Annotated in this window: 14 protein-coding genes and 1 pseudogene; 10 read left to right on the forward strand and 5 right to left on the reverse strand. The window is 71.2% G+C overall.

Features of this window, described 5'->3' with window-relative positions; genetic code table 11:
* Nucleotides 1–6: 6 nt before the first annotated feature.
* Nucleotides 7–1,725 (reverse strand): IlvD/Edd family dehydratase, encoded by a 1,719-nt coding sequence (locus ABD197_RS12060; protein WP_344054845.1) that lies wholly within the window; start codon nt 1,723–1,725, stop codon nt 7–9.
* A 99-nt stretch (nt 1,726–1,824) separates the two neighbouring features.
* Here ABD197_RS12060 and ABD197_RS12065 point away from each other — a divergent pair, with 99 nt between their 5' ends.
* From ABD197_RS12065 to dinB, 5 genes are all read left to right on the forward strand, one after another.
* Nucleotides 1,825–2,727, forward strand: coding sequence for an SMP-30/gluconolactonase/LRE family protein (locus tag ABD197_RS12065; protein WP_344054847.1), 903 nt, complete (start codon nt 1,825–1,827; stop codon nt 2,725–2,727).
* Entirely contained in the window at nt 2,724–3,596 is an 873-nt protein-coding gene (locus ABD197_RS12070; RefSeq protein ID WP_344054848.1) for a fumarylacetoacetate hydrolase family protein, read from the forward strand. Before ABD197_RS12065 ends, ABD197_RS12070 begins: the two co-directional genes overlap by 4 nt.
* The gene (locus tag ABD197_RS12075; RefSeq protein ID WP_344054850.1) at nt 3,596–4,624 is read left to right on the forward strand and encodes a zinc-dependent alcohol dehydrogenase; all 1,029 of its coding nucleotides are present in this window, start codon (nt 3,596–3,598) and stop codon (nt 4,622–4,624) included. The genes ABD197_RS12070 and ABD197_RS12075 overlap by 1 nt, the downstream gene beginning before the upstream one ends.
* Nucleotides 4,621–5,388: an IclR family transcriptional regulator gene (locus tag ABD197_RS12080; RefSeq protein WP_344054852.1), complete on the forward strand. Its 768-nt coding sequence runs from the start codon at nt 4,621–4,623 to the stop codon at nt 5,386–5,388. The genes ABD197_RS12075 and ABD197_RS12080 overlap by 4 nt, the downstream gene beginning before the upstream one ends.
* A 73-nt stretch (nt 5,389–5,461) precedes the next feature.
* Complete coding sequence (dinB, locus tag ABD197_RS12085) at nt 5,462–6,658, forward strand: DNA polymerase IV (protein WP_344054854.1); 1,197 nt, start codon at nt 5,462–5,464, stop codon at nt 6,656–6,658.
* Nucleotides 6,659–6,679: 21 nt separating this feature from the next.
* Here dinB and ABD197_RS12090 read toward each other — a convergent pair whose 3' ends face one another.
* Both ABD197_RS12090 and ABD197_RS12095 read right to left on the reverse strand, forming a co-directional pair.
* Complete coding sequence (locus ABD197_RS12090) at nt 6,680–6,853, reverse strand: hypothetical protein (RefSeq protein ID WP_344054856.1); 174 nt, start codon at nt 6,851–6,853, stop codon at nt 6,680–6,682.
* A 132-nt stretch (nt 6,854–6,985) separates the two neighbouring features.
* Nucleotides 6,986–7,465: a P-loop nucleotide/nucleoside kinase family protein gene (locus ABD197_RS12095; RefSeq protein WP_344054858.1), complete on the reverse strand. Its 480-nt coding sequence runs from the start codon at nt 7,463–7,465 to the stop codon at nt 6,986–6,988.
* Nucleotides 7,466–7,527: 62 nt separating this feature from the next.
* Between ABD197_RS12095 and ABD197_RS12100 the strand changes: the two genes are divergently transcribed.
* A complete protein-coding gene (locus ABD197_RS12100) occupies nt 7,528–8,568 on the forward strand; it encodes a serine hydrolase domain-containing protein (protein ID WP_344054860.1) in 1,041 nt (346 codons plus the stop codon).
* A 38-nt stretch (nt 8,569–8,606) separates the two neighbouring features.
* On the opposite strand, the gene ABD197_RS12105 is transcribed toward ABD197_RS12100, so the two are convergent.
* Complete coding sequence (locus ABD197_RS12105) at nt 8,607–9,389, reverse strand: lysophospholipid acyltransferase family protein (RefSeq protein WP_344054862.1); 783 nt, start codon at nt 9,387–9,389, stop codon at nt 8,607–8,609.
* Between the two features lie 101 nt (nt 9,390–9,490).
* On the opposite strand from ABD197_RS12105, the gene ABD197_RS12110 reads away from it, so the two are divergent.
* Together ABD197_RS12110 and ABD197_RS12115 are read left to right on the forward strand one after the other, a co-directional pair.
* A complete protein-coding gene (locus ABD197_RS12110) occupies nt 9,491–9,940 on the forward strand; it encodes a MarR family winged helix-turn-helix transcriptional regulator (protein WP_344054865.1) in 450 nt (149 codons plus the stop codon).
* A gap of 23 nt (nt 9,941–9,963) precedes the next feature.
* On the forward strand, nt 9,964–10,386 hold the full coding sequence (locus tag ABD197_RS12115) for an organic hydroperoxide resistance protein (RefSeq protein ID WP_344054867.1): 423 nt from the start codon (nt 9,964–9,966) through the stop codon (nt 10,384–10,386).
* Between the two features lie 149 nt (nt 10,387–10,535).
* Here ABD197_RS12115 and ABD197_RS12120 read toward each other — a convergent pair.
* Nucleotides 10,536–11,180: pseudogene (locus ABD197_RS12120) on the reverse strand (DUF429 domain-containing protein); the annotation flags it as partial.
* 59 nt (nt 11,181–11,239) lie between these two features.
* Here ABD197_RS12120 and ABD197_RS12125 point away from each other — a divergent pair.
* Both ABD197_RS12125 and ABD197_RS12130 read left to right on the forward strand, forming a co-directional pair.
* Nucleotides 11,240–11,725: a DUF1990 domain-containing protein gene (locus ABD197_RS12125; RefSeq protein ID WP_344054869.1), complete on the forward strand. Its 486-nt coding sequence runs from the start codon at nt 11,240–11,242 to the stop codon at nt 11,723–11,725.
* Between the two features lie 231 nt (nt 11,726–11,956).
* Nucleotides 11,957–12,538: an NADPH-dependent FMN reductase gene (locus ABD197_RS12130; protein WP_344054871.1), complete on the forward strand. Its 582-nt coding sequence runs from the start codon at nt 11,957–11,959 to the stop codon at nt 12,536–12,538.
* The last annotated feature ends 3 nt before the right edge of the window (nt 12,539–12,541 follow it).

Consider the following 12,541-nt stretch of genomic DNA (forward strand, 5'->3'; position numbering starts at 1 on the left):
CGAACCTCAGTGCGACTCGCGTGCGACGTCCGGGCCGCTGGATCCGACGAGGAAGTCGAGATCCGCGCCGGTGTCGGCCTGCATGACGTGATCGACGTACAGCCGGGCCCAGCCGCGCACCGGGGCGGCGTAGGCGGCTTCGGTCGACGCGCTCGCCCGACGCTCGGCGAGCTCCTCATCGCTCACGGCGACATTCAGCATCCGATTCTCGACGTCGACCGTGACGAGGTCTCCGGTGCGGATGACCGCGAGCGGCCCACCCGCCGCGGCCTCCGGGGCGACGTGCAGGATCACCGTTCCGTACGCCGTGCCGCTCATTCGCGCGTCGCTGATGCGCACCATGTCGCGCACGCCCTGCGCGAGGAGCTTCTGCGGCAGGGGCATGTTGCCGACCTCCGGCATGCCCGGGTAGCCCTTCGGCCCGCAGCCGCGGAGGACGAGCACGGAGTCGGCGGTGACGTCGAGGGCGGGGTCGTCGATGCGCGCACGCATGTCCTCGATCGAGTCGAAGACGACGGCCGGTCCGGTGTGCTGCAGCAGCTCAGGCGTCGCAGCGGCGGGCTTGACGAGGGCGCCACGCGGAGCGAGGTTGCCGCGCAGCACCGCGATGCCGGCATCCGCCATGAGGGGCTCCTCCCGCGGACGGATGACGTCCGCGTCGTACACCGGCCGGTCGTCGAGGTAGTCCACGAGCGGGCGGCCGGTGACCGTGATCGGATCGGCTCGCAGCAGGTCGCGCACCTGCGCGAGCACGCCGAGCACTCCCCCGGCGCGATAGAGGTCGTCCATCAGGTACGCGCCGCTCGGCTGCAGGTTCGCCATGACCGGCACTCCCGCGCCCGTCGCGTCGAAGTCGTCGAGGGTGAGGTCGACCCCGAGCCGTCCCGCGATCGCGAGGAGGTGCACGACCGAGTTCGTCGACCCGCCGACCGCGGCGACCGCGACGATCGCGTTGAGGAACGCCTCCCGCGTCATGATCCGGCTCGGGGTGCGCTCGGCGGCGACCATGTCGACGATGAGCTTCCCGGTCTCGTGCGAGAGGGCGAGCAGCCGCGCGTCGGCGGCGGGGGTGCCGGCGAACCCGGGGATCGTCATGCCGAGCGCTTCGGCGACGACGGCCATGGTGGATGCCGTTCCCATCGTGTTGCAGTGTCCCTTGCCGCGGATCATGGACTGCTCGGACGCGAGGAACTGCGCGCCGGTGATCTCGCCCGCCCGGGCTTCTTCGCTCAGTCGCCACACGTCCGTGCCGCAGCCGAGCGCCTGCCCGCGGAAGTACCCGGTCATCATCGGTCCGCCCGGGACGACGACGGCGGGGATGTCGACGGATGCCGCCGCCATCAGCAGTGCGGGAATCGTCTTGTCGCAGCCGCCGAGCAGCACGAGCCCGTCGACCGGATTGGCGCGGAACATCTCCTCCATCGCCATCGCCGCCATGTTGCGCCAGAGCATCGCGGTGGGCTTGACCTGCGTCTCGCCGAGCGAGACGACGGGCAGGTTATACGGCACGCCGCCGGCGGCCCACACCCCGTGCTTCACGCTCTCAGCGACCTCGTTCAGGTGCATGTTGCACGGCGTGAGATCGGACGCGGTGTTCGCGATCGCGATCTGCGGCTTCGTGCCGTCGAGCGCGTCTTCGGGGTTCCCGCGCCGCATCCACGCGCGGTGGATGTAGGCGTTGCGGTCGTCTCCCTCGTACCACTCGGCACTGCGGAGGCGGCTCATCGGCGACCCTGACGTGGCATCTTTGTTTTCCATCAATTCGAACGCTGCACTAACATTCTGAATCATGCCATGCGCGACCGCTTCCTCCCAAGGTCTTCGATGACCCTGCGCGCGGTCCCCGCGACCGACGCGGCATACGCGTTGGCCGAGGGCGTCATCTGGGACGACCGCGCCGAGCTCGTCCGCTGGGTCGACATCAACGCGGGGCGCGTGCTGCGCGGGTCGCTCCGCGGCGAGCGCATCGTCGACATCGCCGCGACCGACCTCGGGCAGAGCGCCGGCGCCGTCGCCCTCACCGAGGACGGCGGTCTGCTGGTCGCGGCGGCCCGCGGACTCGCGGTGATCTCCTCTGACGGCGCCGTGTCGTTCGGTCCCGATCTGCTCGGTGGCCGCCGCGACGTCCGCCTGAACGACGGCGCGGTCGACCTGCAGGGCCGGTTCGTCGTGGGGACCCTCGCCCTCGGCGCGGAGACCGGCGACGAAGTGCTCTTGCGCATCTCACCCGACGGCACGGTCGAGACGCTGCGGAGCGGCATCCGCCTCTCCAACGGCGTCGGCTTCTCGCCCGACGGCGGCACGGTCTACCACGTCGACACGCTCGCGAACACGGTGTCGGCTCATTCGTACGGCGACGGCGCGTTCGATCACGACGAACAGTGGATGCCGATCCTCCGGGACCTCCCCCACTACCCCGACGGCCTCACGGTGGACGCCGAGGGGATGCTGTGGGTGGCGCTCTGGGGCGGGGCGAGCGTCCGCCGCCACGCGCCCACGGGCGAGCTGCTCGAGATCGTCGAGGTCGATGCCGCCCAGGTCTCGTGCCCGGCGTTCCTCGGTCCCGAGCTCAGCACGCTCGGGATCACGACCGCGCAGGAGGGGCTCGAGACCTGGGCCGACCAGGCCGGCGCCCTCTTCGTCGCCGACGTCGGCGTCGCGGGGCTCCCCGTGCCGCGCTGGCGCGGCAGCACCACCACGCCGTACTGGCAGAAAGCAGAGCAATGAGACTCGTCCGCCTCGGCCCCGCGGGGTCGGAGATCCCCGCCGTGCTCATCGACGACGACACGTTCGTCGACGTCTCCGACGTCACCGCAGACTTCGACGAGGCCTTCTTCGGCTCGGGGGCGCTCGCGACGCTCGGGGATGTCGTCGCCGCGAAGGTCGCCGCGGGAGCCGCCCAGCCCGTGGCCGGTCGCCGGTTCGGAGCGCCGTTCGCGCGCCCCCATCAGATCCTCTGCATCGGACTGAACTACCGCGACCACGCCGCCGAGACCGGGCAGGCCGTGCCCGAGGAGCCGATCCTCTTCACGAAGTCGCCGAACACGCTGATCGGACCGGACGATGACGTGCAGATTCCGCGGGGGTCGCGCAAGACCGACTGGGAGGTCGAGCTCGGGATCGTGATCGGCCGGCACGCGTCGTACCTCGCCGACGAGGCCGAGGCGGCCGAAGCCATCGCCGGGTATGTGCTCGTGAACGACATCAGCGAGCGCGAGTGGCAGATCGAACGCGGCGGGCAGTGGTCCAAGGGCAAATCGGCCCCCACGTTCAACCCGGCGGGCCCGTACCTGGTGACCCCCGACGAGGTCGGCGACGTCCTCGACCTCGCCATGCGCCTCGAGATCGACGGGGTCGTCCGGCAGAACGGGTCGACCGCGACGATGATCTTCAGCCCGGCGTACATCGTGCACTACCTGAGTCAGTTCCTCGCGCTCGAGCCGGGCGACCTGATCAACACGGGCACCCCGCCGGGGGTCGGGCTGGGCCTGAAGCCCCCGCTCTACCTGCACGGCGGCGAGACGATGACCCTGTCGATCCAGCGGCTCGGCACCCAGACGCAGCGCGTGATCGCCGACCCGACCGCGGCCGGCTGATGCGCGCGCTCGTCGTCACAGCGCCACGCGAGGCGGCGGTGCGCGAGGTGCCCGACCCGGTCCCGGCTGCCGGCGAGCTCCTCGTCGACGTCGAGCGCGTGGGCATCTGCGGCACCGACGTCGAGCTGTACACGGGCGAGATGGCCTACATCGAGCAAGGTCACACGCACTTCCCGCTGCGGCTCGGCCACGAGTGGACCGGCCGGGTGACCGGCGTCGGCGACCCCGCCGACGAGGCCTGGATCGGCCGGCGCGTCACGGGCGACACGATGCTCGGCTGCGGGCAGTGCCGCTTCTGCCGCGCGGGCGTGCACCACGTGTGTCCCGACCGGTTCGAAGTCGGCATCCGCGACGGCTGGCCGGGGGCGCTGGCCGAGAAGCTCCTGATCCCGACTCGCTTCGCGTACCGGATCCCGGAGAACGTGAGCGTGACCGCGGCCGCGCTCGTGGAACCGGGCGGCAACTCGCTCCGCGCCGCCCGGGCGGCGAGCATCTCGCCCGGCGACGCGGTCCTCGTGCTCGGCTCGGGGACGATCGGACTGCTCGCCGCGCAGTTCGCCCTCGCCGCCGGTGCGGAGGTGCACGTCGGCGGAGTGCGCGAGGGCTCGCTCGCGCTGGCGCGCTCCCTCGGCGTGCCGCACACGTGGCAGCTCGACGAGCTCGAAGGATCGGCATCCGATCGGTTCGACGCGGTCATCGAGGCGACGAGCAACCCGGCGATGCCCGCGCTGACGGTGCGCCTCGCGCGGCCTGCCGGACGCGTCGTCTACATCGGTCTCTCATCGACACCGAGTCTCGTCGACACCCGCGACATCGCACTGAAGGACATCACGGCGGTCGGCATCCTCTCCGCCTCTCCGGGCCTCGCCGGGGCGATCGCGCACTTCGCGGACGGGTCGGTGGTGCCGGATGCGATCGTGAGCGAAGTGGTCGCGCTCGAGGACGTTCCGTCGCGCCTCGAGGGCCGACGCGGAGCGGATGCCGGGCCGGGTCCGAAGGTGCACGTCGACCCTCGGCTCCTCCCGTGACCGATCGCCTCGTCGGGGCCGACCGCGTGATCGCGGTGCTGACCGAGCTCGCCGAGCACCCCGCCGGTGTCACGCTCGACGAGCTCGCGGGCACGCTGCAGAGCCCCAAGCCGACCGTGCACCGGGCGCTGGCGACGCTGCGCCGCGCCGGACTCGCCGACACGATCGGGCGGGGGGTGTACATCCTCGGCGACGAATACCTGCGGCTGGCGTTCCGCAACCTCGACGGACGGCCCGAGATCGCGCGCATGCAGCCGCTCCTCGAGGATCTCGCGTCCCGGTTCGGCGAGACGGCGCACTACGCGGTGCTGTCCGGCAGCGACATCGTGTATCGCGCGAAGATGGACCCGCCGCAGGGCGCGGTGCGGCTGACCTCGGTGATCGGCGGGCGCAACCCGGCGTATCGCACCGCAGTCGGGAAGGTCCTGGTGAGCTCGCGGGTGCGCCACGTGGACGATCTGACGGCCGTGTTCGGTGCGTTCCCCCTCGAGCAGAAGACCCCGCACACGCTCACCACCGCAGACGCACTGCTCGGCGAGCTGGAGGCGACCCGCGCACGCGGCTTCGGCATCGACGACGAGGAGAACGAGGTCGGCATCGCCTGCGTCGCGGTGCCCGTGGTCCTCGACGGCTCCGCGGTGCCGACCGGCGCGGTCAGCGTGAGCGCGGTGCGGTTCCGCTGCCCCCTCGAACGACTCGTGGATGCCGTGCCCGAGATCCGGCAGGCGATCACCGACCGGCTCGGGCCGGCCGCGCTCAGGTAGGCCGCGGGCCGGGTTCGATGTCGCCACCCGGTGCGACGATGCGTCCACAGGGCGGACGAGCACGGGGGGCGTCATGCGGGGCGAGGCGACCGTGCTGCACGCCGACCTCGACGCGTTCTACGCCTCGGTCGAGCAGCGCGACGCACCCGAGCTCCGCGGGCGGCCCGTGATCGTGGGCGGCGGGGTGGTCCTCGCCGCGAGCTACGAGGCCAAGGCGCGCGGCGTGCGCACCGCGATGGGCGGCCGCCAGGCCCGCGAGCTGTGTCCCGACGCGATCGTCGTTCCCCCGCGGATGGACGCGTACTCGCAGGCGAGCAAGGACGTCTTCGAGATCTTCCGCGACACGACTCCACTGGTAGAAGGCCTCTCGATCGACGAGGCCTTCCTCGAGGTCGGGGGTCTGCGCCGGCTCGTGGGCAGCCCCGAGGAGATCGCCGCGAGGCTGCGCGCACGCGTGCGGACCGAGGTCGGGCTGCCGATCTCGGTCGGCGTGGCACGCACGAAGTTCCTCGCAAAGGTCGCCAGTGCGGTCAGCAAACCCGACGGGCTCCTCGTGGTGGAGCCCGATCGCGAGGCGGAGTTCCTCCTGCCGCTGCCGGTCGAACGGCTCTGGGGAGTCGGCGCCGTGACCGCCGAGAAGCTGCACAGATTCGGCATCCACACCGTCGGCGAACTCGCGGAGCTCGAGACGGCGACGGCCGAACGGATGCTGGGCCGGGCCGCCGGCGCGCACCTGCACGCGCTCGCCCGGTTGCGCGACCCGCGTCCGGTCGACACGACGCGGCGCCGGGGATCGATCGGCTCGCAGCGCGCGCTCGGATCCCGGCCCCGGACGCCGGAAGAGCTCGATGTGTTCCTGACGCAGATCGTCGACCGGCTCGGCCGGCGCCTGCGCGAGAAGGAGCGCGTGTGCCGGACGGTCGTGCTGCGGCTGCGCTACGGCGACTTCGCGAAGGCGACGCGGTCGAAGTCGCTGCGGATGCCGACCGATCGCACCTCCGTGCTGCTCATGGTGGCGCGGGGGCTACTTGCGGCCGCGCAGCCGGTGATCGCCGAGCGGGGCATTACGCTGATCGGCATCTCCCTTTCGGGCCTTGGTCACGCGGCGGAGGGTCCGCCGGAGCTCCCGATCGACTGGGAGGACGGCTCGCGGCTGGACACGGCGCTCGACGCCGTCCGCGACAAGTTCGGCTCGGCATCCGTCGCCCGCGCCGCTCAGCTCGGAAGGGATCCCGGCTGGTCGACCCCGGTGCTGCCCGAGCACGAGTGACCGCCGCGGGCCGCGCGGAGGTCAGCCCGCCCCGATCTCGCCTGCTCCACCGTGCCGGCGCCGGTCGGTGGCCTCGTACTGCTGCGGGGTCAGGCCGGCGGACTCACCACCCCGAGCCTGCCGCGACTCATAGGTCTCGCGCGCGGGCCAGAAGAACTGCCGGATCCGGGCGAACAGCGTGGGCTTGTGGCTCATGCAGCGAGCCTAGGCGCCGTGGTCGCGGGCGCGCAGAACTGCGTCGATGTGCAGGATCACGGATGACGAGGGGCTGCGGTCTCCGTCATCGTGCACATCTCCGCTTTTCTGCACGATTGCATCGTGTGCGTTTCATCCTCGGTGAACGATCACCTCATCGACGGCGGCCAGCTCAGCCTCGGACGGGGGCGTGAAAAGCTCCAGAGCCGGCACGAGTTCGGCGCGGGAGACCGGATACGCCTCCGCCGCTCCGTCCGAATTGCGCTTCTCGAGCCGACGCCGGAGTTCCGACTCGGGGATGTCGAACACGTGCCAGGAGATCAGCGCACCGGCCGCCCGCGCATCGGCGAACTTCTCCGCACGCTCTCCCGGCAGCCACAGCCCGTCCTCGAGGATCACGTCGACGCCCGCGCGCACCAGCTCGAGCGCATGCTCGTACAGCGCGCCCTGCAGCCGTTCGTGGAACTCGCCGTCCGTATGCGGCGCGCCGAGTCTCGCCTGCCAGTCATCGGTGGCGATGCGGGTGCCGCGTCCCTCGTCTTCGAGCCGGCGGGCGACCGTCGTCTTGCCGGCACCCGGCGGTCCGCAGAACAGCGTCAGGGTTGGGCGCATGATCTCAGTCTGCTCCGCCCGAGATCGGCAAGACTGAACACCTGACGACGGGAGAACCGATCATGCCCCTGCCTCTGACCTCCGAGCAGCTGGACGCGGCCATCGCGGCCGAGTCGTTCTCGGGCGTGCTCACGATCGACGTCGGCGCCGAACGCACGCTCGAACGGTGCGAAGGGTTCGCCCACCGGGCCCTCGGCGTTCCCCACACACCCGCCACTCGGATCTCCGCCGCCAGCGGCAGCAAGGGCTTCACCGCGCTGGCGATCATGCGATTGGTCGAAGAAGGCGTGCTCGGCGTCGACGATCCCGTCCGCCCGATCCTCGGTGACGACCTGCCCCTCGTCGACGGCGCGGTCACGATCGAGCACCTCCTCACCCACACCTCGGGCATCGGCGACTACCTCGACGAGGACGCCGACGCCGACATCGACGACTACGTCTTCTCCGTGCCGCTGCACACCCTCGCCGAGACCGAAGGATTCCTGCCCGCGCTGGAGGGCTTCCCGCAGAAGTTCCCGCCCGGCGAGCGCTTCGCCTACTGCAACGGCGGATACGTGATCCTCGCGCTCATCGCCGAGCGCGTGAGCGGTCGCGGCTTCCACGAGCTCGTCCAGACCGAGGTCTGCGACCGCGCGGGCCTCATCGGCTCGGCCTTCCTGCGTTCGGACGACCTCCCCGCGGATGCCGCGCTCGGCTACCTCGAGGAGACCGGCGACCGCACGAACGTGCTGCACCTGCCCGTCCGCGGCAACGGCGACGGTGGGATGTACCTCACCGCCGACGACCTGCACCGGTTCTGGAACGCGCTGCTGGACGGGCGGATCGTGTCGCCCGAGACCCTCGTCGAGATGACCCGACCCCGGTTCGACGTACCCACAGAGCACAAGCGATACGGCATGGGGTTCTGGCTCGGTCGCCGCTCGTCCTCGCTCATCCTGGAGGGCTACGACGCCGGGGCATCCTTCCGGTCGACGCATGATCCCGAAACGCGCACGACGGTCACCGTGCTTGGCAATTCGTCCGAGGGCGCCTGGCCGGTGATCTTCGCCCTCGCCGACGCGATGGACGGCACGACGAAGGGGAAGTTCCCCGACGAGGACTGAGGCGGAGCGGATGCCGCACGCGCGGCATCCGCGCGTCGTCAGCGCCCGGCAGCCCGCTGCCGCCGGCGCTCTTCGTCCCGCGCGGCGGCGACGTCGGGCGTGGGCGCGGATCCGCCCAGGTGCGCCGGCTGCCACCACTGCCCGGCGCCGGAGAGCGGATAGGTCGCCTGCGCGTCATCGAGCAGGGCGATCAGGTCGGACCGCAGCGCGGCCGTCGCTGCGACGGGGTCGTCGGCGGTGCTCACGTCGATGGGCCGCCCGAACGCGATGCGGATCGGCGCCCGGAACGCCTCGCGGAAGCTGGCGCGATGATTCTTGGTCCGGAGGAACTGCCCACCCCAGACGACCACCGGGATGACCGGGACTCCGGCCGCCGCCGCCATCCGCACCGCTCCCGTCTTCAATTCACGGACGGTGAACGACGCGCTGACGCCCGCCTCGGGAAACACCCCGAGAAGCTCCCCGTCCTGCAGCGCCGTGACGGCGTTCGTGTAGGCGTCCCGGCCGGCCTCCAAGTCGACGGGGATGTGCCGCATCTTGTTCAGGAGCCACCCGACGACGGGCTTGTCGGCGGCGCGCTTGGTCACCAGGAAGCGGATCCGGCGTCGGGTTCGCAGCCAGGCCACCCACTCCACCAGTGCGAAGTCCATGTATCCGAAGTGGGTGATCGCGAGGACGGCCGCCCCGGAGGGCGGGATCGCTTCAGCACCGGTCACCGTCGGTCGCAGCCGCAGCACACCGCCGAAGAGCACCCGGCCGGCGCCGACGGCCATCGAATAGATCGGCTCGAATCGACGTCTGGGCTGGGGCGCTGAGGTCATCCCTCGATTATTTCCCGCCCGGAGGCACGCGGGGCGCGTATCGTCCGGATCACCGAACCCAGTAAGTTGTGCACAATTGAATTGCGTGCAATGCTTTCGGGATGACCAGCCCGACGCTCGACGAGTTCGTGTGCTTCGCGATGTACTCCGCCTCCCACGCGACCACGCAGGCCTACCGCGAAGTGCTCAAGCCTTGGTCGCTGACGTATCCGCAGTACCTCGCCATGGTCGTGCTCGCGACCGGCGAGCGCACCGTCGGCTCGCTCGGCGAAGAACTGAACCTCGACTCCGGCACCCTCTCCCCGCTCCTGCGCCGACTCGAGGCGCGCGGACTCGTGCACCGCCGCCGCGACGGCGACGACGAGCGCGTGGTTCGCGTCGCCCTGACCGACGAGGGCCGCGCCGTCCACGCCGAGGTCATCGCCGCCGCCGGCTGCCTCGTCCCCGGCTTCGTCGACAGCGGTCGCAGTGTGTCCGACCTCCTCGCACAGCTGTCCGCGATCACCGCCAACATGCGGGCGCTCGCCACCGAGCTGCGCGCCTCCGCCTGATCCCCCCGATCCGAAAGGAACCCGTGAACGCCCTCTACACCGCAGAAGCCCTCGCCACCGGCGGAGGCCGCAACGGCCACGTCCGCACCGCCGACGGCATCCTCGACACCGAGGTGCGCGTCCCGAAGGAGCTGGGCGGCGCCGGCGGCGCACCGAACCCCGAGCTCCTCTTCGCCGCCGGCTACGCGGCCTGCTTCCACAGCGCGCTGCAGAGCGTGGCGCGCGCCCAGAAGACTCAGATCGAGGGCTCGAGCGTCGGTTCGAGCGTCTCGCTGCTGCCCAACGGCGCCGGCGGCTTCCAGCTCGCCGTGACCCTCGAGGTGAACATCCCCGAGATGCCGCTCGACCTCGCCCAGCAGCTGGCGGATGCCGCCCACCAGGTGTGCCCGTACTCCAACGCCACGCGCGGCAACATCGACGTCACGATCAGCGTCGTCGACGACTGACCCGACTGCGGAACGCCTCCCCGGCCGGGCCCGGCCGGGGAGGCGTTCTGCTGTCGCGCGATGAGTTCGGCGAGCGTGCACGACGGCAGCACGATCCACCCCTCCCGCCGCGCCTGTGAAGCGATCTCGAGCGCCGGCGGCGTGAAGCGCCCGATCGCAGCCGCCCGCGCACCGAGGGCGGCGATCACCGCATCGAACGCGTCACCCGACGAGATCATGAGCTCGCCGTGCTCACCGACGTCGAGACCGGATGCCGAGGCCAGGAGCCGCGATAGCAGCAGGCGCCGCGCATCGGCGTCGACCCGGTAGCCCCGGGTGTCCATCCCCCAGGCGCGCAGCGTCGCGCCCGGGTAGACCTCGGCGACCGCTCCCGTTACGCCGGACCGGTCGACACGCAGCCCGCGCGCGGCGAGGCGTCCGGTGAGTCCCGCGCAGCGCAGAGCGGTGACGCCGAGGCGGTCGGTGGAGACGCTGAGCGGCCAGCGGCCGGTCTGCTCGCGGATCCAGACATCCGTGGCTCGGTAGGACAGAGAGCGCCGCCAGTCCGCTCCCCCATCGACCACCGGCGGGCGGTCGGCGTCGGCATGCGCGGACACGAAGTCGACGAAGGCGTCGGGCCAGCCGAGCGCGCAGTCGATGCCGATGCGGGTGACCGCGGTGGCGGCATCCGCGATCTCGTCATCGGCCACCCCCAGGCGGAGCTCGTCGAGCCGAGCGGACCCGGGCTCCCACGCGATGACCGCGAGCGCGGTGCGCCGCTCGTCGGCGGCGAGGTCGACACCGACGGTACGCATGCGTGAAGGGATCACTCCTCGACGGTACCGACCCGTCGCGACGCGCCTACCCTGAAGGGATGCCGCCCCTCACCTACTCCGAGGTGGGCGCCACCGCAGGCGAACTCCCGCCCGGGTACCACCACGTCCGGATGCAGCGCGTGATCGGCCGCGGTCGCGAGGTGTTCGAGCGGGCCGCCGACGATCTGCTGGCCGGCGAGGTGCAGCGTCGCGCCGGGGCGCGCGTCGACCTGTCGGACGTGCCGCTCCGAGAAGGCACCCGCGTGGACATGCGGCTGCTGCTCTTCAAGATCCCCTGCCTCGTCGTGTGGGCCGAGCGCACGGACACCCTCTGCGGCTTCGCGTACGGGACACTCCCGGGGCATCCCGAGCGCGGCGAGGAGCGTTTCGAGCTGCGGCTTCTGCCTTCCGGCGAAGTGACCTTCCGCATCATGGCGTTCTCGCGCCCCGGGCGCTGGTACACGCGGCTCGGCGGTCCGATCGGCCGGTGGGTGCAGCGGCGGACGACCGCCCGCTATCTCCGCACCCTGGGTACCGGCACCTGACCTCGGCCGGTGCCGCGGCGCGGCATCCGTGTCAACCCCTTGGCCTGCACGAGCGCGACCCGCGACGATCGAGTCATTCACCTTCGAGAGGGTGCCCCGCCTCACCAGGCCGGGGCCGGGCGTCATACGTGGGGCACGCATGGTCCTCCGGTGCATCGATGGCAACCAGGTGAAAGGCCCCGATCCGCCCGCCCGGATCGGGGCGTCCAGCCGATCAGCAGGGAGACTCGCATGTCATACACCGTCGGCTACTTCGTGGGGAGTCTGTCCTCCACCTCGATCAACCGCAGGCTCGCCGCGGCGCTGCAGGGTGTCGCGCCGAAGGATCTCGAGTTCGTCGAGATCCCCATCAAGGACCTGCCGCTGTACAGCCCCGACTTCGACGAGGATTTCCCGCTCGTCGCGCAGGATTTCAAGAACGCGATCGCCGAGACGGATGCCGTCCTCTTCGTCACGCCCGAGTACAACCGCTCGATCCCGGGCGCGCTGAAGAACGCGATCGACTGGGCCTCACGGCCCTACGGCGAGAACGCGTTCGACCACATCCCCGCTGCCGTCATCGGCGCCTCGGTCAGTTCGATCGGCACCGCCGTCGCCCAGCAGAGCCTGCGCGGCGTGCTCAGCTACTGCAACGCCCGCCAGATGACCTCACCGGAGGCCTACATCACGTGGGTCGAAGAGGACTACGCCGACGACGGCTCGATCACCAACGCCAGCACCGAGGAATTCTTGCGCGGATTCATGACCGAGTTCCGCGACCACATTGAGCGCGTACTCACCGTGCTGCCGCGGCCGGATGCCGATGAGGGCTGACCG

Origin of the sequence: Microbacterium lacus, from assembly GCF_039531105.1 — a bacterium.
Lineage (GTDB): Bacteria > Actinomycetota > Actinomycetes > Actinomycetales > Microbacteriaceae > Microbacterium > Microbacterium lacus.